Below are 21,626 nucleotides of genomic sequence, written 5' to 3'. Positions count from 1 at the left end.
GATCAGGCCGGACCCCGCGAGCCCGGCCTGATCCACACGACACCCCCTGAGGCCCAGGGCTCGCGGGGGTGGGGTCAGGCGGCGTGGGCCTCGCGGTCGGTCCGGACGGGGGCCGGGGCGGGGGCGGTGACGATGTGCGGGCAGGGCCGCGGGGCCGGGGCGGGGCGGCGGCGGGGGAGGGAGAGGCTGACGAAGCCTTCGGCGCGCAGGGCGGCGAGGCTGATGCGGGGCAGGTCGCGGCTGTTGCGGTAGACGACGAAGCGGGGTTCCCAGCGGGGGCGGAACTTGGCGTTGAACTTGTAGAGCGACTCGATCTGGAACCAGCGGGAGAGGAAGACGAGGAGTCCGCGCCAGACGCGGAGGACGGGGCCTGCGCCGATCTTCTCGCCGCGTGCGAGGGCGGAGCGGAACATGGCGAAGTTGAGGGAGACGCGGTCGATGCCGAGGGCGGGGGAGGCCTGGAGGGCGGCGACGATGAGGAGTTCGTTCATGCCGGGGTCGGCGGAGCGGTCGCGGCGCATGAGTTCGAGGGACATGCCGTCGGGGCCCCAGGGCACGAAGTGGATGATCGCCTTGAGGTCTCCGTAGGGGGATCCGGTGGAGCCGGGGTGGGCCGGGTCGTCGGGATCGTCCTTGTGGGCGGTCGCTATGACGGCGTCTCCGTCGCCGGGGGCGCCGATGCGGCCGAGGGCCATGGAGAAGCCGCGTTCGGTGTCGGTGCCGCGCCAGTCGGCGGCGGCGCGGCGGACCCGTTCGAGTTCCTCGTCGTCGAGGTCGCGGACGCGGCGGACGCGGGTGGTGTAGCCGTTGCGTTCGATGCGCTTGACCATCTGGCGGACGTTGCGCATGGCGCGGCCGGAGAGGGAGAAGCCGGCGACGTCGACGACGGCCTCGTCGCCGAGTTCGAGGGCGTCGAGGCCGGTCTCGCGGGTCCAGACCTGGCCGCCGGTCTCGGAGCAGCCCATGACGGCGGGGGTCCAGGAGTGGGCCTTGGCCTCGTCCATGAAGCGTTCGATGGCGCCGGGCCAGGCTTCGACGTCGCCGATGGGGTCGCCGCTGGCGAGCATCACGCCGGAGACGACGCGGTAGCAGACGGCGGCCTTGCCGCTGGGGGAGAAGACGACGCCCTTGTCGTGGCGGAGGGCGAAGTGGCCGAGGGAGTCGCGGCCGCCGTGCTGGTCGAGGAGGGCGCGCAGCCGGGTCTCGTCGTCGGTGGTGAGGCGGGCGGCGGGGTGCTCGGGGCGGAAGGCGAGGTAGATGGTGGTGAGGGCGGTGAGCATGCCGAGGGCGCCGAGGGAGTAGCCGACGGTCCAGTCGACGCCGCGGCTGTAGGCGACGGGGCCTTCGACGCCGAGGAGTCCGTACAGGACGTGTTCGAGGCGGTCGGTGAGGCTGGGGTCGCCGATGACGCGGCGGGGGTGGGCGCTGACGATGACGAGGCCGAGGGCGATGGATCCGGCGCCCATGACGACGAAGTTGGCGAGTGCGCGCCAGCGGCTGCGGGGGTCGGGGAGGGCGGCGAACTCGTTGCGGTGGCGCAGCAGGAGGGTGAGGAGGACGAGGGAGAAGAGGGCGCCGATGACGGAGTGGCGCCAGACGAACTGGGCGGCGGCGCCGACGGGGAGGAGGACGACGGCGGCGCGCCAGGCGCGGCGTTTGTGTCGTTTGAGGCCGTGGGCGAGGAGCAGGAGGAGGACGCCGGCGCTGAGGGAGAGGGCGGCGGAGAGGTGGCCGAGGGTGCCGGGGAGGACCTCGGCGAGGGCGTGCATGCGGCTGGCGCGGAAGCGGGGGAAGACTCCTGCGGCGATGTCGATGAGGCCGCCGAGGGTGCAGGCGGTGCCGACGAGGGCGGGGACCTTCTCGGGGCGGGGGCCGTGGAGAATCCGGCGTACCCGAACCGGAACCAATCGCGATTTGTCCCCATCTACCGTGACAGACATGGCTTCCCGTACTTCCCGTGGTCCTGCGAGGGGTCTCTGACTCCGGCCAGGCCCTGCGGCGCGTTCGGCGGGCCGTACCGGCTGGTGCGCTCTCTATGACGGAGTCGTGTGGAGCCGGGTTCATCGGTGCACAGGAAAATCTTGGAAAGAAGGCTCGGTCGTCTCATGGGGCTCACCAGCGACAAAGTCCTCGTGCTGGCCGTCGTGCTGGCCGTGGTCCTGTTTCTCGCCACGGTCTGGCTGTGGCCGCGGCTGGCGCGGCGCGGGTGGCGTGCGGTCGTGGGGCGGGTGGGTCTGCTGCTGGTGACCCAGGTGGTGGTGTTCGCGGCGGTGGGGCTGGCGGCGAATCGTTCCTTCCTCTTCTACGGCTCGTGGGCGGACCTGTTCGGGCAGGAGCGGGACATGGGGGTGGTCGTCGACCACGCGGCCGGTTCGAAGGACGTGCGGGTGGTGGGGAAGCAGGCGCTCGACGTGCCGGGCGGCGGCCGTCCGGAGGCCGGCGGCCAGATACAGAAGGTGCTCATACGGGGGGACCGGTCGGGGATCACCTCGCCGGCCTACGTCTATCTGCCGCCGGAGTACTTCCAGGAGCGGCACGCGAAGGAGACGTTCCCGGCCTCGGTGGTGCTCACGGGGTACCCGGGGACGGCGGAGAACCTGCTCAAGGGGCTGAAGTACCCGAGGACGGCGTACGCGGAGGCGAAGGCCGGGCGGATGCGGCCGATGATCCTGGTGATGCTGCGTCCGACGGTGGCGCCGCCGCGTGACACCGAGTGCGTGGACATCCCCGGGGGTCCGCAGACGGAGACCTTCTTCGCGGAGGACCTGCCGAAGGCGGTGTCGGAGACGTACCGGGTGGGGACGAAGCCCCGGAACTGGGGCTTCATGGGGCACTCGACGGGTGCGTACTGCGCGCTGAAGATCGCGTTGCACCACCCGGACCGGTACGCGGCGGGGGCGGGTTTCTCGGCGTACTACAAGGCGGCGGAGGACGTGACGACGGGGGACCTCTTCCACGGCGACGACCGGCTGCGCAAGCGGGCCGACCTGCTGTGGAGCCTGGACCATCTGCCGCAGGGGAAGACGTCGTTCCTGGTGACGACGTCGAAGCAGGGCGAGGGCAACCTGAAGGGGACGCTCGACTTCGTCAGGAAGGTGAGGAGCCCGGCGCGGGTCTCGTCGATCACGCTGGAGAGCGGCGGCCACAACTTCAACACGTGGAACCGGGAGATCCCGCCGGGGATGGTCTGGATGGGCGCGCGGCTCAGCGCTTCCTGACGCTCAGGCGACGGTGGCCCTGCGGAGCGCGCGGTGGACTCCCTCCGGGGTGAGGACGCCGACCGGGCGGTCGTCGGCGCCGGTCACGGTGAGCCGGCCGGTGTCGTGCTGGAGGAGTACGGCGAGCGCGTCCTTGAGGGAGGTCCCGAGGGGTACGGGGGCGGGGGCGCCGGCGCTGTTCGCTCCGATGTCCTTGGAGAGCGGGTCGAGGTCGGCCTCGGTGACGGGTGTGACGGCGAGCCGCTTGAGCCCGCGGTCGCTGCCGACGAAGTCCGCGACGTACGGGGTGGCGGGGGCGCCGAGCACGGTGGCGGGGGTGTCGAACTGCTCGATGCGGCCCTGCCCGTAGACGGCCATGCGGTCGCCCATGCGGACGGCTTCCTCGATGTCGTGGGTGACGAGGAGGACGGTCTTGCGGACGGTGGCCTGGAGCGCGAGGAACTCGTTCTGGAGGCGCTCGCGGACGACGGGGTCGACGGCGCCGAAGGGCTCGTCCATGAGGAGGACGGGCGGGTCGGCGGCGAGCGCGCGGGCGACGCCGACGCGCTGGCGCTGTCCGCCGGAGAGCTGGGCGGGGTAGCGGGAGCCGTAGACGGCCGGGTCGAGGCCGACGAGGTCGAGGAGTTCGGCGGCACGCGCGCGTGCGGCGGCCTTCTTCCAGCCGAGGAGGGCGGGGACGGTCGCGGTGTTGTCGAGGACCGTGCGGTGGGGGAAGAGCCCGACCTGCTGGATGACGTAACCGATCTTGCGGCGCAGGGCGACGGGGTCGACGCCGGCGATGTCCCGGCCGTCGACGAGGACGCGTCCCGAGGTCGGTTCGACGAGCCGGTTGACCATCATCATCGTGGTCGTCTTGCCGCAGCCGGACGGCCCCACCAGGGTGACGAGTTCGCCCTCGGCGACCTCGAAGGAGAGGTCGTCGACGGCGGTGGTGCCGTCCTCGTACCGCTTGGTGACGTTCTCGAACCGGATCATGGTTCCCCATTCTTACCCGTCGGCACCGGGGGTGTGTGAAGGGCGTGTTGCCGCATTGTGGCGGATCCCGGTGATTGTCAGTGGCGGGGGTTAGGGTCGTCAGACATACGTTCGGAGCGAGCGGACGACCCGGGGGGAGGGACGGATGAGCACGCCGAACTGTCTGGTCACCAACGACTGGATCTGCGGGGAGTATCTGCGCACGCGCGGCGAGGAACTGACGGAGGCGACCCTCCAGCATGTGGGAATCACGGTCGTGTCCGTGCTCCTCGCGCTCCTCGTCGCGGTGCCGCTGGCGCTGCTCGTGCGGGCCAGGCCGCGGTTCGCGGGACCGGTCCTCGGGCTGACGACCCTGCTCTACACGGTGCCGTCGCTCGCCATGTTCTCGCTGCTCCTGCCCGTCTTCGGGCTCTCGGCGGCGCTCGTCGTGACCGGCCTCGTGCTGTACGCGCTGACGATCCTCGTGCGGAACACCCTGGCGGGGCTCGACGCCGTCCCGGCCGAGGCGCGCGAGGCCGCCCGGGGCATGGGGTACGGCTCGTGGCGACTGCTGTGGCAGGTCGAACTCCCCCTGGCGCTCCCGGTGCTGATGGCCGGCATACGGATGGCGACGGTCTCCACGATCGCGCTGACCACGGTCGGCTCGGTCGTGGGCCGCGGCGGGCTCGGCAATCTCATCGAGGACGCGCTGCCGACCTTCTTCAAGGCGCAGGTGCTCGCGGCCTCCGTGCTGTGCGTGCTGCTCGCCGTCACCGCTGACCTGCTGCTCCTGGGCCTCCAGCGGCTCCTCACGCCCTGGGCCCGCATACGGACCGTGCGGGGAAGTGCGTGAGAGGGGGTGCCTGAGATGGGGATCGTGACGGACGCCTGGGCCTGGCTCAGCACCGGCGCGCACTGGACCGGCGAGGAGGGCATAGGACAGCGCCTCGCGGAGCACGTGTACGTGAGCGGGGCGGCCCTGCTGATCGCCTCGGCGATCGCACTGCCGCTCGGGCTGTGGCTCGGCCATCTCGGCCGGGGCGGGGCGCTCGCGGTGAACGTGTCCAACGTGGGGCGGGCGGTCCCGGTCTTCGCGGTGCTGGCCCTGTTCATGGTCTCGCCCCTGCGGAACGCCGGCTATGTGCCGACCGTCGTCGCCCTGGTGCTGTTCGCGATACCGCCGCTCCTCACCAACGCGTACGTGGGGATGCGGGAGGTGGACCGGGCCGCGGTGCGGGCCGCGCGGGGCATGGGTATGACCGGCGGCCAGCTCTTCCGGCGCGTCGAACTCCCGCTCGCGCGACCGGTGGTGATGACCGGGGTGCGCTCGGCGGCGGTGCAGGTGATCGCCACGGCGACGGTCGCGGCGATGGTCGGCCAGGGCGGCCTGGGCCGGATCATCACGGCCGGCTTCGCCCTCTACGACACCGCGCAAGTCGTCGCGGGCGCCGTGCTCGTGGCGCTGCTCGCCCTCCTGGTGGAGGCGGTGCTCGCGGGAGCGGACCGGCTCCTGGCGGGGCCGTCGCGGGCGCGCGCCGAATGACGGAACGACCTACGGAAGCCGATGAATGAGATGGGTGGTCTTGTGAACAGGGTCTCGCGTATCGCGGGTGCGGTGCTGGGGACGACGGCGCTGGCCGTCGCGCTCGCCGCGTGTGGCGGTGACAGCCTGGAGGGCGGCAAGAAGAAGGAATCCGGCAGCTCGGGCGGCGCGTCCGCGGGCGGGGAGAAGGGCTCGCTGGTCGTGGGCGCCGCGGCCTTCACCGAGTCGAAGGTGCTGGCCGAGCTGTACGCCCAGTCGCTGCGGGCCGCCGGATACTCCGTATCCGTCACCACCGTGAAGAATCGCGAGCTGTACGAGCCGTCGCTGGAGAACGGCGAGATCGACGTCGTTCCGGAATACGCGGCGACGATCGCGGAATTCCTCAACGCGAAGGTGAACGGCCCGAAGGCGCCCGAGGACAAGCCGGTCGCCTCCGGTGACGCGGCCGCCACGGTCGAGGGGCTGCGGAAGCTCGCCGAACCGCGCGGCCTCAAGGTTCTCGCGGTCGGTGAGGCGGTCGATCAGAACGCCTTCGCGGTGACCAAGGAATTCGCCGAGAAGAACAAGCTGACGACGCTTTCCGATCTCGGCCGCGCGAAGATCAAGGTGAAGATCGCGGCCGGTGACGAATGCGCCGTACGGCCCTTCTGCGCGCCCGGTCTGAAGAAGACGTACGGGATCGACGTGGCCGGCATCGACCCCAAGGGGGTCGGGACCCCGCAGGCCAAGCAGGCCGTCAAGGACGGGGTGGACCAGCTGGTCCTGACGACCACCACGGACGCCACGATCGACAGCTTCGGACTCGTCTTCCTGGAGGACGACAAGAAGCTGCAGAACGCCGACAACGTACTGCCGGTGGTCAACGCCAAGGATGCAGGCGCCCCCGAGATAGCCACCGCCCTCGACGGCATCACCAAGGTGCTGACCACAGCGGATCTCGCCGAACTCAACCGCAAGGTGGACGCCGAGCGGGCCAAGCCGGAGGACGTCGCGAAGGAGTATCTGACGGCGAAGGGGCTGCTCAACAAGTAGGTGCCGGGTGAGGGGAGTCGGCCCGAAACGGAACCGGAAGGGTTCATATCCACTTCTTGTGGCGAGAAGTGGCCAAGAGATTGCCGGGCCGACACCCCACATGGCGCCTACGCACGGTAAATTTCAGGCCATGCCACGTGGACGCCACCGCCATTCCCCGCCTCTGCACAAGTTGCTGCCGCCGTCCGCGGTCGCGGGCGCCGCGGTCGTGTGCGCCGCGGTCGCCTGGCTGCCCGGCGACCTGTTGGTCGTCCGGCTGCTCGCGGTCGCCGCGGCTGCCGCGGCCGTCACCGGTGCCGTCCTCATGCGCAGTTGGGACCGGAGCGCCGGCGCCCGGGTCGCCGAGTTGAACCGGGCCCGCACCGCGGACCAGTGGAAGGCCGAGGAGCGGGTCGCCGAGCTGGAGTCCGACCTGGAGGAGTCCCGCGGCCTGCGGACCCGGCTCGACGCCAAGCTCCGCGCCAAGCGCGTGGAGCTCGCGGCGCTGCGCGGCGAGCACGCCGACCTCCTCCGCCGGTACGCGACGGCGGAGACCGAGCGGGCCAGCGCCCTGGAGGGCCGCCGCGTCCTCGCCCTGGAGGCGACCGCCACGGCCGCGACGACCGACACGCCGGGTGCGACCGGCCCGACCGGCGCCGGGGCGAAGGAGCTGCCGGCCGCCGGGTCCACGCCCACCCCGGAGGCGTACCGCCGCGCCGCTCAGGCCCTGAAGGACCTCCCGCGCAACGCCGCGGCCCAGCACGCCCGGCGCACCGCCGAGGCGGCCCGCGCGCGGGACCTCGCCGAGCGGGCCCGCGAGCCGGAGGAGCCGCGGGGGAAGCACGCTGCGGCCGCCGGGACCGAGCAGCACAGCCGTACGGCCGCCCCCGCCCTCGGGCCCGCCCCCGCACCGGCGGCACTGCCCGCCGGTCCCACCACGCCCGCCGCGCCCTCGTCGGGCTCCGCGGCGGAGTCGGTCCCGGGGGCGGACGCCTCCGCGCCCGTGCCCGTCGCCCCCACCGGCCTCGCGCGCGTGCCCGCCGTCCAGGCCGCCGCGGCGATCGTCCCGTACGCGGCCCGCAGGCCCGCCCCGCGCCCCGAGGGCGGTTTCGACTTCTTCGGTACGCAGAAGGTGGCGGCGGCCATCGAGGCCGTGCAGCACACCGACCTCGCCGACGTCGTGGGCGAGGAGGTCCTCGAAGAGGCCCTGGCCGCCGAGACCCCGTTCCTCGTCCCGCTCGCCCCGCTCGCGGCGAAGGTGCCGCCCCGGGCCATCGGCCAGGTCATCGACCTGACCGCGCACGACGAGACCGAGCAGATCGACGTGGCCGAACTGCGCGGCGCGGTCAGCTCGTGACGTACCGCCTCGCCCTGCTCCCGGCGGCCGAGCTGGCCGGGCGCAGGGACGAGCTGATCGCCCTGTGCGCCCAGGCCTTCGGCGGATCCCCCTGGTACGAGCCGCCGCTCGGCGCCGTACGGACCGTGGACCGGCTGCTCGACAGCGCCGAGCGGCGGGACGGCTTCCGCGCGGCGGCCGCGTACGCCGCCGACACCGACACCGACACCGACACCGACACCGACACCGTCACCGACACCGTCACCGACACCGTCACCGACGACTCCGCCGCCGCCCTGCTCGGCTTCGCGGCCGGCTGGACCGACACCGTCCTGTCCGGCGACGCGCCCTTCTTCGAACTGGCCGAGCTGGTCGTCGTCCCCGGCCGCCAGGGCCAGGGCATCGGCCGCGCCCTCCACGACGGGCTGCTCGTGGCCGGGGCACCGGGACCGGCCCTGCTCATGACCCTCGACGTCCCCGAACTGACGGACAGGTACGTGCGCTGGGGCTGGACGGTCGTGGACCGCCGCCGCCCCGGCAAGGAGCAGTGCGACTACGTCGTGATGCGCCACGCCTGACCCCCCGGACGAGGGGGGAGGCTGGAGAGCGGCCTACTTGTCGATGTCGCCGACGACGAAGAACAGTGAGCCGAGGATCGCGACCATGTCGGCGACGAGCGTCCCCGGCAGCAGCTCGACCAGCGCCTGGATGTTGTTGAACGACGCCGAGCGGAGCTTCAGCCGGTACGGCGTCTTCTCGCCCTTGGACACCAGGTAGTAGCCGTTGACGCCGAGCGGGTTCTCGGTCCAGGCGTACGTGTGCCCCTCCGGCGCCTTCAGCACCTTCGGCAGCCGCTGGTTGATCGGCCCCTGCGGCAGCTCGGCCATCCGGTCCAGGCAGGCGTCCGCCAGGTCCAGGGAGTTGTGCGTCTGGTCGAGCAGGCACTCGAAGCGGGCCAGGCAGTCGCCCTCCTCGCGCACGGCGACCCGCAGGGTGTTCTGGAGCTCCCCGTAGGCGAGGTACGGCTCGTCGCGGCGCAGGTCGAAGTCGACGCCCGAGGCGCGGGCGATGGGCCCGGACACCCCGTACGCGTGGACCGCGGCCTGCGACAGGACGCCGACCCCGCGCGTACGGCCCCGGAAGATCTCGTTGCCGAGGACCAGCCGGTCGTACACGTCCATCCGCGACCGCACGTCCGCGACGGCCTGCCGCGCCCGCCCCAGCCAGCCGGCGGGCAGGTCCTCCTTGAGGCCGCCGACCCGGTTGAACATGTAGTGCATCCGGCCGCCGGAGACCTCCTCCATCACGGCCTGGAGCTCCTCGCGCTCCCGGAAGGCGTGGAAGACAGGGGTGATCCCGCCCAGTTCGAGGGGGTACGAGCCGAGGAACATCAGGTGGTTGAGGACCCGGTTCAGCTCGGCGAGGAGCGTACGGGTCCACACGGCGCGCTCGGGGACCTCCATGCCCAGCATCCGCTCGACGGCCATGACCACGCCGAGCTCGTTGGAGAAGGCGGAGAGCCAGTCGTGACGGTTGGCCAGCATGATGATCTGCCGGTAGTCACGCGCCTCGAAGAGCTTCTCGGCGCCGCGGTGCATGTAGCCGATCACCGGCTCGGCCTGCCGGACGACCTCGCCGTCGAGGACGAGCCGGAGGCGGAGCACGCCATGGGTCGAGGGATGCTGCGGTCCGATGTTCAGCACCATGTCGGTGCTCTCCGCCGCGCCGCCGATTCCGACCGTCGTCTCCGTCATGCGGGACAGTATCCCCTGCCCCGCATCGCCGGGTCCCCTGGCCCGCATCGCCGGATCGTCTGCCCCGCATCCCGCTGCCCGCGGGTCATCCGGTGGCGGGCGGGACCCGTCGGGTCAGCCACAGGAAATCGCCGAGGCCGCCGCGGGCGGTCAGCTCGGCGGCCTCGCCGGCGGAGGCGAGCGCGCGGACATAGCCGGCGGGATCGGTCGAGGCCAGGGAGAGCGGTGGCCGCCCTCCGGACACCCCGAGCCGGTGCAGGGCCTCCCGCTGCGTGACCAGTTCGGTGACGGGTCCTGCGGTGGCTCCCCTCTCCGTCGCCTCTGCCGTAGCCGCCGCGCACGCGTCCAGGGCCACGTGGGCCGTGATGTCGCAGCTGCCGTCCGGGACCGGCGGCACCTCGCGGCCCGCCCGGAAGCCGGTCAGGGTGCCGAAGGGCGGCCGGGAGTCCCGTACGTGCGCGTAGTCCACGGCCACCGCGCGGCCCGCCGCGAGCGAGCCCGCCGCCGCCGCCCACGCCTCGTCCCGTGGCCGCCCGATCTCGGCCCGCGCGCCGGGCTCCCGTAGGGGCCACCAGCGGGCCAGCCACGCCGCGTCGGCGCCCGAGACGGGCGCGCCGAGCCGCTCCGTACCGTCCGCGCGGACCTCCACGTACCGGGCGACGCCCGCCGCGTCGACCTCGGCGACGTCCACCGGCACGTTGTCGAGCCACTCGTTCGCGAAGAGCAGGCCGCGCACGCTCCCCGGCTCCGGCAGCCGGTCCGTCCAGGTGATCCGCGGGTCGAGCCCCGCCGGGCGCTCGGCGCGCTCGACCGCGTACGCCCGCACCCCAAGGCCCGTCCCCGCGGTCGCCGCGAGCACCGCCGTGAGCAGCTCGCCCCGCCCCGCGCCCACGTCCACCAGCGCGACCTCGGCCGTTCCCAGCTCCTCCGCGACCTCACCGAGCAGCCCGGCCACGGCCCCCGCGAAGAGCGGCCCCGCGTGGACCGAGGTGCGGAAGTGCCCCGCGGGACCCTCGGGGCGCCGGTAGAAGCCTCCCGGGCCGTACAGCGCCTGCTCCGTGGCCTCGCGCCACCCCTGCCACTGACACGTCTCACCAGGGACGTCGCCAAGTACGTCCCCCGGCACGTCATCCGTCACGTCATCCGTCACGCGCCCCAGTCTCCACCTCGGGGAGTACGGGCCCGTCGCCAAGGATCGACCCCACGGTTGATCCCTGCACCTATCCGCTTTCCCTACTCTGGGTGACGTGCAGCGCCTCTACGACTTCCTCCGCAGACACCCGACGGGCGTCGACACCTTCTGGGCCGTCGTCCTCCTCGGGTTCTCCCTGCTGTGGGTGGGGACGACCTACCCGGCGGTCGGGCAGCCCTTCGCCTTCGGGGCCGTCGCCGTACTCTTCTCCCTGGTCGTGGCCCTGCGCCGACGCGCCCCCGAGAAGATGCTGCTGCTGTCGGTCGCCCTCGGCACGGCCCAGCTCGCCCTCGGCCTGGAACCGTTCATGGCCGACTTCGCCATGCTCGTCATCGTCTTCACGGTCGCGGCGCACGACGGGCCCCGCTGGGCGTCCCGCCTCGCCCTCGTCGGCGGACTCAGTGCCTCCGCGCTCTCGCAGCTGCGCTGGAACACGGAGGGCATCGACTCCGTCGCGGCCCGGATCTTCTTCACGGTCATCATGACCGTGCCGTTCGCGCTCGCCTGGGTCCTCGGCGACTCGCTCCGCACCCGCCGCGCCTACTTCGCGCAGCTGGAGGAGCGGGCGTCCCGCCTGGAGCGGGAGCGCGAGGCCCAGGCCAAGGTCGCGGTCGCCGCCGAGCGGGCCCGGATCGCCCGCGAGCTGCACGACGTCGTCGCGCACAACGTGTCGGTGATGGTCGTCCAGGCCGACGGCGCCGCCTACGTCATGGACTCCTCACCCGAGACCGCCAAGCAGGCCCTGGAGACGATCTCCACCACGGGCCGGCAGGCCCTCGCCGAGATGCGCCGCCTCCTCGGCATCCTGCGCACCGGGGAGCACCAGGAGGCCGGCGAGTACGTGCCGCAGCCCGACGTGGGCCAGATCGAGGACCTCGTCGAGCAGGTCAGGAGCGCCGGTCTGGCCGTCGACTTCGCGATCGAGGGGAGCCCGCGCCCGCTGCCCAGCGGCGTCGAGCTCACGGCGTACCGGATCGTGCAGGAGGCGCTCACCAACACGCGCAAGCACGGCGGGCCCGACGTCGGCGCGAGTGTCCGGCTGGTCTACTTCGACGACGGTCTCGGGCTGCTCGTCGAGGACGACGGCCGTGGCGCTCCGCAGGAGATGTACGAGGACGGGGGCGCCGACGGGCGCGGTCATGGTCTGATCGGAATGCGCGAGCGGGTCGGCATGGTCGGCGGCACGCTGGACGCGGGGCCGCGTCCGGGCGGCGGGTTCCGCATCAGCGCGCTGCTCCCTCTCAAGCCCGCCCACTGACGAAGCCGTCCACTGACGAAGCCGCTCGAAGACGAAGCCCGCTCGACGAAGCCCGCTCACGGCGAAGCCCGCTCACAGACGACCTGTAAGGAACTGACCTCATGTCCATCCGCGTGATGCTCGTCGACGACCAGGTGCTGCTGCGCACCGGTTTCCGCATGGTGCTCGCCGCCCAGCCGGACATGGAGGTCGTGGCGGAGGCCGGCGACGGTGTGGAGGCGCTGGAGGTCCTGCGGTCCACGGCCGTGGACGTCGTCCTGATGGACGTGCGCATGCCGAAGCTGGACGGGGTGGAGACGACCCGGCGGATCTGCTCCCAGCCGGACGCGCCGAAGGTGCTGATCCTGACCACGTTCGACCTCGACGAGTACGCCTTCTCGGGGCTGAAAGCGGGCGCGAGCGGCTTCATGCTGAAGGACGTGCCGCCGGCGGAGCTGCTGGGCGCGATCCGCTCGGTGCACAGCGGTGACGCGGTGGTGGCGCCCTCGACGACCCGCCGACTGCTCGACCGCTTCTCGCCGATGCTGCCGTCCACGGGCAAGGAGACCCGGGCCGTCGACACGGCGCTCGCGCGGCTCACCGACCGGGAGCGCGAGGTGATGATGCTGGTCGCGCAGGGCCTGTCGAACGGCGAGATCGCCGCCCGGCTCGTCCTCTCGGAGGCGACGGTGAAGACCCACGTGGGCCGGATCCTGACCAAGCTGGGCCTGCGCGACCGGGTGCAGGTCGTGGTCCTGGCGTACGAGTCGGGCCTGGTCCGCGCGGGCGGCGGCACCGCGTAGCGCCTGCCCGGCGGATCAGGGTCGGACACCCCTAGCTAGGGGGCGTCTTGCCGATCACGCTGGACTAGCGCAGCACGCTTTCCAGGAAGTCGCTGCCGATCCTGGCGACGACCGTCACGTCGAGCTGGTGGAGCACGTACCGGCCGCGGCGCTGGGTGGTGATCAGGCCCGCCTTCTTCATGACCGCGAGGTGCCGGGAGACCTCGGGGGCGGAGATGTTGTAGGCGTCGGCCAGCTCGCTCGTCGTGTTCGCGCTCCGGGCCAGGCTGCGGCAGAGCCGCATCCGCATGGGGTGGGAGAGGGCCTCAAGGCGCAGGGTGACCGCCTCGGTCGCGGCGGCGCCGCCGAGGTCGCGGGTGGGCACGGGGTACTGGACGACCGGCTGCCAGCCGGGCGCGTGCAGCGCGAAGAGGTGCGGCCAGCCGAAGGCGGTCGGCAGGAACGTCACGCCCGAGCCCTCGGCGCTCGTCCGCCCCTGGACCAGCTTGTCGACGACGATCCGGGAACCCCGCTCGTCCTCCTCCAGGACCATCGCGGCCGAGGCGGCGGAGACGGCCTCGCCCAGCCCCTTGTGGCGCATCAGCTCCGTCTTGTGGCGGGCGTCGGCGGCGAGCTGCACGCCGACGCGACGCCAGGTGTCGGCGAAGAAGGCCTCGTCGCAGTCCTCCAGGAGCCGCCGGATCCACGCGCGCGTGCCGGGCGGGTCGGCCAGCATCCGCTCCACGAAGGCGACCTGCCGGGGCCCGCGCGCGGTGGCCAGATCGAGGGCGCGGCGGCGCATCGGCTCGTCGACGAGCGGGGAGGGGGCGCCGTGCTTGTACTTGCTGTTGCAGGAGATCTCCAGGGCCGAGCCCACGAACTTCTCGTCGTCCATGCGGTCGAGGTCGTCCAGCTCCTCCGCGAGGGTCTCCCGTGGTTGTGCCGGCAGCAGGATGTCCGAGCGGGTGGCGTTCCACATGAAGTCGGCCTCGAGGAGCCGGTCCGCGAGCTCGGGCTTGAGGGCGGCGGCGGTCGTGGTCGTCCAGGCGTGGAGCCGCGGGTGGTGCGCGGGCTCGGAGAGGGCATGCAGGGCGGCGCCCAGTTCGGCCAGGGGCGAGGGGCAGAAGACGATGCGCTCCTGCGGCAGTCCGGTGATGTCGATCGTCACGCTCACGCCCCCATGGTGCGGGGTGCGGCGGGGGTGGTGTCGCGCCGTTTGACGAGGGCCGTCAATCGACGCGCAGGACGGCCCGTGGCACCGTTTGACGAGGGCCGTCAATCGACGCGCCGGACCGTGGTGGCGCGGCGCACGGTGGGGTCATGAACGCCCTGCATCAGTACCTCTTCGACACGTACCGCGCCGAGCAGCTCGGCGAGCCGCTGCCACCGGCGCCCGGCACCCACGACGTCGCCGTCCTGCGGGCGATCGCCGACCGCCGCCGCTTCGAGCGGGTCCTCGCGGGCCGCCTGGCGCGCGGCGGCCCGAGGACGGCCCTGCGCCGGTGGCTGCGCCCCCTGTGAGGCCCGTACGGCGGCCTCAGCCCTCGATCCGGGCCAGGAAGTCCCGTACCGCCTCCTTCACGTCCTCGGCCGTCCACTCGAGACCGTGCCCCGCCACGGTGCACTCGGTCTTGGCGACCCCCGGCGGGCCACCGGCGCCGGGGGAGAACCAGCGGCGGAAGAGGACGGTTCCGGTGGCCTCGGCCTGCGCGACGGACGCGGCGGTGAGGGCCTCGGGGGCGTACGGGAGCCAGACCTGGAACTGGTGGGTGTGCGGGACCTCCGGGTGGACCCGGAACCAGCCCACGCCCGCCTCCGAGAGAGCCTCCCGCAGCGCTTCGGTCACCACGCGCGCGTGCGCCACGTACGAGGGCAGCCGGGGCAGCTCGACGTCCATGCCGCGGAGCGCGGAGAGCGCCGCCGGGTACTGCTGGAAGACGAGCCCTCCGTACCGGTGCCGCCAGATCCGTGCCTCCTCCATGACGTCCTCGGGGCCTGCGAGCACGGCCCCGGACATGCCGCCGAGGGACTTGTAGAACGAGACGTACACGCTGTCGGCGAGCCCGGCGATCTCCGCCAGCCCGCGGCCGAAACGCGTCGTGCACTCCCACAGGCGCGCGCCGTCGAAGTGGACCACCGCGTCCCGCTCCCGGGCCGCCTCGACGACGTCCGTCAGCTCTTCCCAGGACGGCAGGACGAAGCCGGCGTCGCGCAGCGGCAGCTCCAGCATCAGCGTCCCGAAGGGCTCCGGGTGGTCCCGTACCTCCTCGGCGGTCGGCAGCCTCGGGGCGTCGGTCGGGTGGACCGTACGGAGCCCGGAGACGGTCCCGAGCGCCCCGCCCTCGTGGACCTCGGGGTGGGCGAGCGGGTGGAGGGCGACGACGGGGTTGCCGGTGCGCCCGGCCCAGCAGCGCAGCGCGACCTGCTGGGCCATGGTGCCGGTCGGGAAGAAGACGGCGGCGGCCAGTCCGAGCTCCTCGGCGACGCGCCGCTCGACCTCCTCCACGAGGTCGGTGCCGTACATGTCGACGGGGGCGTCCCCGTGCCCCGCGAGGTCCGCCCAGTCGGCGAGCTCGCGCAGCCGCTGTCCGGCCGTCCCGTCGACGGAGGTGTGCCACAGCTTCCGCTCGGCGCCTCCCCAGAGCTTCGCCCGGTACAGCCGGGCGGCTTCCTCGTCTGCGGGATCCTTGTCCACAACCGTCTCCGCCATTTCCACGTCCATGGGTCGATCATCACACCGCCGCCCACACCCTGTGGACAGCCACGGAGCAGCGCGAAACGCTGGCGTAGCATGACCAGAAATCGTCCGGTACCCGCCGAGGACTGGAACGGAAGGCCGTCCCCACCGTGAACGCACCAGCAGCGCCAGAGCCCCGAGCCACGGAGCCCCGCCCCGAGGACCGTCCCGCCCGGCTCACCGTCGGAGTCGTCGGCGCGGGCCGCGTGGGCCCCGCCCTCGCCGCCTCGCTCCGGCTCGCGGGCCACCACCCCGTCGCCGTCTCGGCGGTCTCCGACCGCTCCCGGCGCCGCGCCGCCGAGCTCCTGCCCGACGTGCCGGTCGTCGAGCCCGCCCGCGTCCTCGCCCTCGCCGACCTGGTCCTGCTGACGGTCCCGGACGACGCGCTGCCGGGTCTCGTCGAGGGCCTCGCCGACACCGGGGCCGTACGGCCGGGGCAGCTGCTCGTCCACACCTCCGGGCGGTACGGCGTACGGGTCCTCGACCCCGCCCGCCGAGCCGGCGCCCTCCCGCTCGCCCTGCACCCCGCCATGACCTTCACCGGCACCGCCGTGGACGTCCAGCGGCTCGCCGGCTGCTCCTTCGGGGTGACCGCGCCCGAGGAGCTGCGGCTCGCGGCCGAGGCCCTGGTCATCGAGATGGGCGGCGAGCCCGAGTGGATCGCCGAGGACGCCCGCCCGCTCTACCACGCGGCCCTGGCCCTCGGCGCGAACCACCTGGTCACCCTGGTGGCCCAGTCGATGGAGCTGCTCCGCAAGGCCGGCGTCGCCGCGCCCGACCGGATGCTGGGCCCGCTCCTCGGCGCGGCCCTGGACAACGCCCTGCGGTCCGGAGACGCGGCCCTCACCGGCCCCGTAGCGCGCGGTGACGCCGGCACGGTCGCCGCCCACGTCGCGGAGCTGCGCAAGCACGCGCCCGGCACCGTCGCCGGCTATCTGGCGATGGCCCGCACGACCGCCGACCGGGCGCTCGCGCACGGGCTGCTCAAGCCCGAGCTGGCCGAGGACCTGCTCGGCGTGCTCGCCGCCGACACCACCGCCACCGCCGACGGGCCGCAAGGAGACGACCGATGACCCTGTTCGCCCGCAAGAGCGCCGGGAGCGCCGGGAGCGGCAAGAGCGGCCGGCCGGTCCGCTACGAGCCGGCCGAACTCGTCCCCACGGTGGAGGACCTGGAGTACGCGGCCGCCCACTGGGGCGTGTCCGCCCCAACCGCCGTCGTCATGACCATGGGCGCCCTCCACGACGGCCACGCCACCCTGATCCGTACGGCACGCGAGCGCGTCGGCGCGAAGGGCTTCGTCGTCGTCACCGTCTTCGTCAACCCCCTCCAGTTCGGCGCGGGCGAGGACCTCGACCGCTACCCCCGCACCCTTGAGGCCGACCTGGAGCTGGCCTTCGACGCCGGCGCGAGCGTCGTCTTCGCGCCCTCCGTCGACGAGGTCTACCCGGGCGGCGAGCCCCAGGTCCGGATCACCGCCGGCCCCATGGGCGAGCGCCTCGAAGGCGCCTCCCGGCCCGGTCACTTCGACGGCATGCTGACCGTCGTCGCCAAGCTCCTCCACCTCACCTCGCCCGACCTGGCCTTCTTCGGCCAGAAGGACGCCCAGCAGCTGGCCCTGATCCGCCGCATGGCCCGCGACCTGAACTTCCCCGTCGAGATCGTCGGCGTGGAGACCGTCCGCGAGGACGACGGCCTCGCCCTCTCCAGCCGCAACCGCTACCTGTCGGCCGAGGAGCGCCGTACGGCCCTCGCGCTGTCCGGCGCGCTGTTCGCGGCCCGTGAGCGGCTCGCCGCCCAGGAGGCGCTGCGCGCGCGTGCCACCTCCCTGCCGGGCGCCCAGGGCCGGGCGGGGAACCGCGCGGAGGCGCTCTCGCGGCTCGGCGAGGCCCGGGCCGCCGCCGACGCCCACGCGGTCGCGCAGGCGGCCGAGGGCGGCGGCGCCGAGGCCGTCCGGGCCGCGGCCCGTGCCGTCCTCGACGACGCGGCGAAGGCCGAGCCGCCGCTCACCCTCGACTACCTGGCCCTCGTCGATCCGGCGGACTTCACCGAGGTCGCCGACGACCACGACGGCGAGGCGGTCCTCGCCGTCGCCGCGCGGGTGGGGACCACGCGGCTCATCGACAACATCCCCCTGACCTTCGGAGCCACCAAGTGACCGGAATACGGCTGCACGCGCCCGCACCGGGCTGGGCCATCGACGCCGATGTCGTCGTGGTCGGCTCCGGCGTCGCGGGCCTCACCGCCGCCCTGCGCTGTACGGCCGCAGGGCTCCGTACCGTCGTCGTCACCAAGGCCCGGCTCGACGACGGCTCCACCCGCTGGGCGCAGGGCGGCATCGCCGCCGCGCTCGGCGACGGCGACACCCCCGAGCAGCACCTCGACGACACCCTCGTCGCCGGTGCCGGTCTCTGCGACGAGGAGGCCGTGCGGCTGCTCGTCACCGAGGGCCCCGCCGCCGTCCGCCGTCTCATCGCGACCGGCGCCGACTTCGACAAGACCGCCGACGGCGAGATCGCCCTGACCCGCGAGGGCGGCCACCACCGCCGCCGGATCGCCCACGCCGGCGGCGACGCGACCGGCGCCGAGATCTCCCGCGCCCTCGTCGAGGCGATACGGGACCGGGGCGTGCGCACCATCGAGCACGCCCTCGTCCTGGACCTCCTGACGGACGCCGAGGGCCGTACGGCGGGCGTCACCCTGCACGTCATGGGCGAGGGGCAGCACGACGGCGTCGGAGCCGTCCACGCCCCCGCCGTGGTCCTCGCGACCGGCGGCATGGGCCAGGTCTTCTCCGCCACGACCAACCCGGCGGTCTCCACCGGCGACGGCGTCGCGCTCGCGCTGCGCGCCGGGGCCGAGGTCTCCGACCTGGAGTTCGTCCAGTTCCACCCGACGGTGCTCTTCCTCGGCGCCGACTCCGAGGGCCAGCAGCCGCTGGTCTCCGAGGCGGTCCGGGGCGAGGGCGCGTATCTGGTCGACGCCGACGGGGTCCGCTTCATGCTCGGGCAGCACGAGCTGGCCGAGCTCGCGCCCCGCGACATCGTCGCCAAGGCGATCATGCGCCGGATGCAGGAGCAGGGCACCGAGCACATGTACCTCGACGCCCGGCACTTCGGCGCCGAGATGTGGGCGGAGCGCTTCCCCACGATCCTGGCGGCCTGCCGCTCCCACGGCATCGACCCGGTGACCGGGCCGATCCCGGTCGCGCCCGCCGCGCACTACGCCTCCGGCGGCGTCCGCACGGACCTGCGCGGCCGGACGACGGTCCCGGGCCTGTACGCGTGCGGCGAGGTCGCCTGCACGGGCGTCCACGGCGCCAACCGGCTCGCCTCGAACTCGCTCCTGGAGGGCCTGGTCTTCGCCGAGCGGATCGCCGACGAGATCATCGAGGACCTGGGAGGAAACCTCGGAGCGGACCTCACGGGGAACCCCGGAGCGGCGGACCTCACGGGGAGCCTCGGAGCGGCGGACCCCACGGGGAAGCTCGGAGCAGGGGACCTCACGGGGAACCTCGGAGCGGTGGAGCCCACAGGGAACCTCGCCGGGGAGACCAAGGCCGCCGCCCCGCGCGTGCCCGGCGCCCCGGTGCCGCACCCGGCCCCGGTGACCCTGCCCCTGCCGGTGGCGGGCGCCCGGACCCGTATCCAGCGGGTCATGACGGCCGGCGCCGGCGTGCTCCGCTCCGAGCGCAGCCTGCGCGAGGCCGCCGAGGCCCTCGACGCCCTGCACAGCGACGCCCTGGCCGGCGGCACCGACGACACCAAGGCGGCCGAGCCCGGCGTGGAGTCCTGGGAGACCACCAACCTGCTGTGCGTCGCCCGGGTCCTGGTCGCCGCCGCCCGCCGCCGCGAGGAGACCCGCGGCTGCCACTGGCGCGAGGACCACCCCGACCGGGACGACGAGACCTGGCACCGCCACCTCGTCGTGCGCCTCACCCCGGAGCGGACGCTCGACGTCCGCACCACCGGGACCCCCGACTTCCCCCCGACCCTCGACGCCCCCAGGGAGCCGTAAGTGACCACGCCCGAGGAAGCCCGTCCCGAGCCCGTGGACGTCCCTCTGATCCAGATCAGCGCCCCCTCCGCCGCCCCCGAGGCCGGCGGCTGCGGCGACGGCTGTGCCTGCGGCGAGGGCGAGGAGTTCGAGTGCGGGCTCGACCCCGCGCTCGCCGAGCTCCTCGCGGACGCCGGCCTCGACCCCGTACAGGTCGAGGACATCGCCCATCTCGCGATCGCCGAGGACCTCGACGGCGGCGTGGACGTGACGACCGTGGCGACCGTCCCCGAGGACGCCGTCGCCACCGCCGACTTCACCGCCCGCGAGGCCGGTGTCGTGGCGGGCCTGCGGGTCGCCGAGGCCGTCCTGTCCATCGTGTGCGCGGACGAGTTCGAGGTCGAGCGGCACGTCGAGGACGGCGAGCGCGTCGAGGCGGGACAGACGCTCCTCAGCGTCACCGCCCGCACGCGCGACCTGCTCACCGGCGAGCGCAGCGCGCTCAACATCCTCTGCCGCCTCTCCGGCATCGCCACCGCCACGCGCGCGTGGGCGGACGCCCTGGAGGGCACGAAGGCCAAGGTCCGCGACACCCGCAAGACGACCCCGGGCCTGCGCGCCCTGGAGAAGTACGCGGTGCGCTGCGGCGGCGGCGTCAACCACCGCATGTCGCTCTCCGACGCGGCCCTGGTGAAGGACAACCACGTGGTGGCGGCCGGCGGCGTGGCCCAGGCCTTCAAGGCCGTACGGGAGCTGTTCCCCGAGGTCCCGATCGAGGTCGAGGTCGACACGCTGGACCAGGTCCACGAGGTCCTGGCCGCGGGCGCCGACCTGATCCTGCTCGACAACTTCACCCCGGCGGAGACGGAGGAGGCCGTCGCCCTCGTCGCAGGCCGTGCGGTCCTGGAGTCCTCGGGCCGGCTGACCCTGGAGAACGCGGCGGCCTACGCGGCGACCGGCGTCGACTACCTGGCGGTCGGCGGGCTCACCCACTCCTCCCCGATCCTCGACATCGGCCTCGACCTGCGCGAGGTGCGGGCCTGATGCTGCTCACCATCGACGTCGGCAACACGCACACGGTCCTCGGCCTCTTCGACGGCGAGGAGATCGTCGAGCACTGGCGGATCTCCACGGACCCGCGCAGGACGGCCGACGAGATGGCGGTCCTGCTCCAGGGCCTCATGGGCATGCACCCGCTGCTCGGCGTCGAGCTGAGCGACGGCATCGAGGGGATCGCCATCTGCGCGACGGTCCCCTCGGTGCTGCACGAGCTGCGCGAGGTGACTCGCCGGTACTACGGGGACGTGCCGGCGGTCCTGGTGGAGCCGGGCGTCAAGACGGGCGTCCCGGTCATCACCGACAACCCGAAGGAGGTCGGCGCGGACCGCGTGATCAACGCGGCCGCGGCGGTCGAGCTGTACGGCGGCCCGGCGATCGTCGTCGACTTCGGTACGGCGACGACGTACGACGCGGTCACCGCGCGCGGCGAGTACGCGGGCGGGGCGATCGCGCCGGGCATCGAGATCTCGGTCGAGGCGCTGGGCGTGAAGGGGGCCATGCTCCGCAAGATCGAGCTGGCCCGCCCGCGGAACGTGATCGGCAAGAACACGGTCGAGGCGATGCAGTCCGGCATCATCTACGGCTACGCGGGCCAGGTCGACGGCGTGGTCGCCCGGATGAAGCGCGAGCTCGTCGGCCCGCAGGGTGACCCCTCCGACGTGACGGTGATCGCGACGGGCGGACTGGCCCCGATGGTCCTCGGCGAGTCGGCGGAGATCGACGAGCACGAGCCCTGGCTGACCCTGATCGGCCTGCGCCTCGTCTACGAGCGGAACGTCTCCCGCATGTGAGGCCGGCGCCCGGCGC

At 73.4% G+C, this 21,626-nt stretch carries 20 protein-coding genes; 14 read left to right on the top strand and 6 right to left on the bottom strand.

All coding sequences use genetic code 11. The features are described from left to right. Positions 1-74 precede the first annotated feature (74 nt). Positions 75-1,940, bottom strand: coding sequence for a phosphatidylglycerol lysyltransferase domain-containing protein (locus ACWFR1_RS29955; protein ID WP_453556677.1), 1,866 nt, complete (start codon positions 1,938-1,940; stop codon positions 75-77). 165 nt (positions 1,941-2,105) lie between these two features. Here ACWFR1_RS29955 and ACWFR1_RS29950 point away from each other — a divergent pair, with 165 nt between their 5' ends. Further along, entirely contained in the window at positions 2,106-3,218 is a 1,113-nt protein-coding gene (locus ACWFR1_RS29950) for an alpha/beta hydrolase (protein ID WP_453556675.1), read from the top strand. A 3-nt stretch (positions 3,219-3,221) separates the two neighbouring features. On the opposite strand, the gene ACWFR1_RS29945 is transcribed toward ACWFR1_RS29950, so the two are convergent. Continuing rightward, a complete protein-coding gene (locus ACWFR1_RS29945) occupies positions 3,222-4,193 on the bottom strand; it encodes an ABC transporter ATP-binding protein (protein ID WP_453556674.1) in 972 nt (323 codons plus the stop codon). Positions 4,194-4,338: 145 nt separating this feature from the next. Here ACWFR1_RS29945 and ACWFR1_RS29940 point away from each other — a divergent pair, with 145 nt between their 5' ends. The 5 genes from ACWFR1_RS29940 to ACWFR1_RS29920 all read left to right on the top strand — a co-directional run bounded on the left by ACWFR1_RS29940 (position 4,339) and on the right by ACWFR1_RS29920 (position 8,640). Beyond that, positions 4,339-5,025: an ABC transporter permease gene (locus ACWFR1_RS29940; protein WP_453556672.1), complete on the top strand. Its 687-nt coding sequence runs from the start codon at positions 4,339-4,341 to the stop codon at positions 5,023-5,025. A 15-nt stretch (positions 5,026-5,040) separates the two neighbouring features. After that, positions 5,041-5,715: an ABC transporter permease gene (locus tag ACWFR1_RS29935; RefSeq protein WP_453556670.1), complete on the top strand. Its 675-nt coding sequence runs from the start codon at positions 5,041-5,043 to the stop codon at positions 5,713-5,715. A gap of 30 nt (positions 5,716-5,745) precedes the next feature. Then, positions 5,746-6,747, top strand: coding sequence for an ABC transporter substrate-binding protein (locus tag ACWFR1_RS29930; RefSeq protein ID WP_453556668.1), 1,002 nt, complete (start codon positions 5,746-5,748; stop codon positions 6,745-6,747). A gap of 130 nt (positions 6,748-6,877) precedes the next feature. Next, positions 6,878-8,083 (top strand): hypothetical protein, encoded by a 1,206-nt coding sequence (locus ACWFR1_RS29925; RefSeq protein ID WP_453556666.1) that lies wholly within the window; start codon positions 6,878-6,880, stop codon positions 8,081-8,083. After that, on the top strand, positions 8,080-8,640 hold the full coding sequence (locus tag ACWFR1_RS29920; protein ID WP_453556664.1) for a hypothetical protein: 561 nt from the start codon (positions 8,080-8,082) through the stop codon (positions 8,638-8,640). Before ACWFR1_RS29925 ends, ACWFR1_RS29920 begins: the two co-directional genes overlap by 4 nt. A gap of 33 nt (positions 8,641-8,673) precedes the next feature. Here the strand turns inward: ACWFR1_RS29920 and ACWFR1_RS29915 are convergent, their stop codons facing one another. Further along, a complete protein-coding gene (locus ACWFR1_RS29915; protein ID WP_453556662.1) occupies positions 8,674-9,816 on the bottom strand; it encodes an NADH-quinone oxidoreductase subunit D in 1,143 nt (380 codons plus the stop codon). Positions 9,817-9,901: 85 nt separating this feature from the next. Further along, positions 9,902-10,942 carry an SAM-dependent methyltransferase gene (locus ACWFR1_RS29910; protein WP_453556683.1) on the bottom strand — a complete coding sequence of 347 codons (1,041 nt, stop codon included), beginning with the start codon at positions 10,940-10,942 and terminating at the stop codon, positions 9,902-9,904. Positions 10,943-11,063: 121 nt separating this feature from the next. Between ACWFR1_RS29910 and ACWFR1_RS29905 the strand changes: the two genes are divergently transcribed. Continuing rightward, on the top strand, positions 11,064-12,266 hold the full coding sequence (locus tag ACWFR1_RS29905) for a sensor histidine kinase (RefSeq protein WP_453556660.1): 1,203 nt from the start codon (positions 11,064-11,066) through the stop codon (positions 12,264-12,266). 101 nt (positions 12,267-12,367) lie between these two features. Then, positions 12,368-13,048 (top strand): response regulator, encoded by a 681-nt coding sequence (locus ACWFR1_RS29900; protein ID WP_453556658.1) that lies wholly within the window; start codon positions 12,368-12,370, stop codon positions 13,046-13,048. A 64-nt stretch (positions 13,049-13,112) separates the two neighbouring features. On the opposite strand, the gene ACWFR1_RS29895 is transcribed toward ACWFR1_RS29900, so the two are convergent. After that, positions 13,113-14,195 carry a DUF5937 family protein gene (locus ACWFR1_RS29895; protein ID WP_453556681.1) on the bottom strand — a complete coding sequence of 361 codons (1,083 nt, stop codon included), beginning with the start codon at positions 14,193-14,195 and terminating at the stop codon, positions 13,113-13,115. Positions 14,196-14,347: 152 nt separating this feature from the next. On the opposite strand from ACWFR1_RS29895, the gene ACWFR1_RS29890 reads away from it, so the two are divergent. Next, positions 14,348-14,548, top strand: a complete 201-nt coding sequence (locus ACWFR1_RS29890) for a hypothetical protein (RefSeq protein ID WP_453556656.1) — start codon at positions 14,348-14,350, stop codon at positions 14,546-14,548. 16 nt (positions 14,549-14,564) lie between these two features. On the opposite strand, the gene ACWFR1_RS29885 is transcribed toward ACWFR1_RS29890, so the two are convergent. Continuing rightward, positions 14,565-15,749 (bottom strand): threonine aldolase family protein, encoded by a 1,185-nt coding sequence (locus tag ACWFR1_RS29885; protein ID WP_453556654.1) that lies wholly within the window; start codon positions 15,747-15,749, stop codon positions 14,565-14,567. Positions 15,750-15,874: 125 nt separating this feature from the next. Here ACWFR1_RS29885 and ACWFR1_RS29880 point away from each other — a divergent pair, with 125 nt between their 5' ends. From ACWFR1_RS29880 to ACWFR1_RS29860, 5 genes are read left to right on the top strand one after another with little or no spacing between them, the layout of a single operon-like run. Beyond that, positions 15,875-16,837 carry a Rossmann-like and DUF2520 domain-containing protein gene (locus ACWFR1_RS29880; protein WP_453556652.1) on the top strand — a complete coding sequence of 321 codons (963 nt, stop codon included), beginning with the start codon at positions 15,875-15,877 and terminating at the stop codon, positions 16,835-16,837. Beyond that, positions 16,834-17,922 (top strand): pantoate--beta-alanine ligase, encoded by a 1,089-nt coding sequence (panC, locus tag ACWFR1_RS29875; protein WP_453556650.1) that lies wholly within the window; start codon positions 16,834-16,836, stop codon positions 17,920-17,922. Before ACWFR1_RS29880 ends, panC begins: the two co-directional genes overlap by 4 nt. Next, positions 17,919-19,781 carry an L-aspartate oxidase gene (locus ACWFR1_RS29870; protein ID WP_453556648.1) on the top strand — a complete coding sequence of 621 codons (1,863 nt, stop codon included), beginning with the start codon at positions 17,919-17,921 and terminating at the stop codon, positions 19,779-19,781. The genes panC and ACWFR1_RS29870 overlap by 4 nt, the downstream gene beginning before the upstream one ends. Continuing rightward, positions 19,782-20,804 carry a carboxylating nicotinate-nucleotide diphosphorylase gene (nadC, locus tag ACWFR1_RS29865; RefSeq protein ID WP_453556646.1) on the top strand — a complete coding sequence of 341 codons (1,023 nt, stop codon included), beginning with the start codon at positions 19,782-19,784 and terminating at the stop codon, positions 20,802-20,804. Further along, positions 20,804-21,610, top strand: coding sequence for a type III pantothenate kinase (locus tag ACWFR1_RS29860; protein ID WP_376406815.1), 807 nt, complete (start codon positions 20,804-20,806; stop codon positions 21,608-21,610). Before nadC ends, ACWFR1_RS29860 begins: the two co-directional genes overlap by 1 nt. The last annotated feature ends 16 nt before the right edge of the window (positions 21,611-21,626 follow it).

This window comes from Streptomyces sp. NPDC055103, from assembly GCF_053607625.1.
This window is presented reverse-complemented; position numbering and strand designations above follow the sequence as displayed.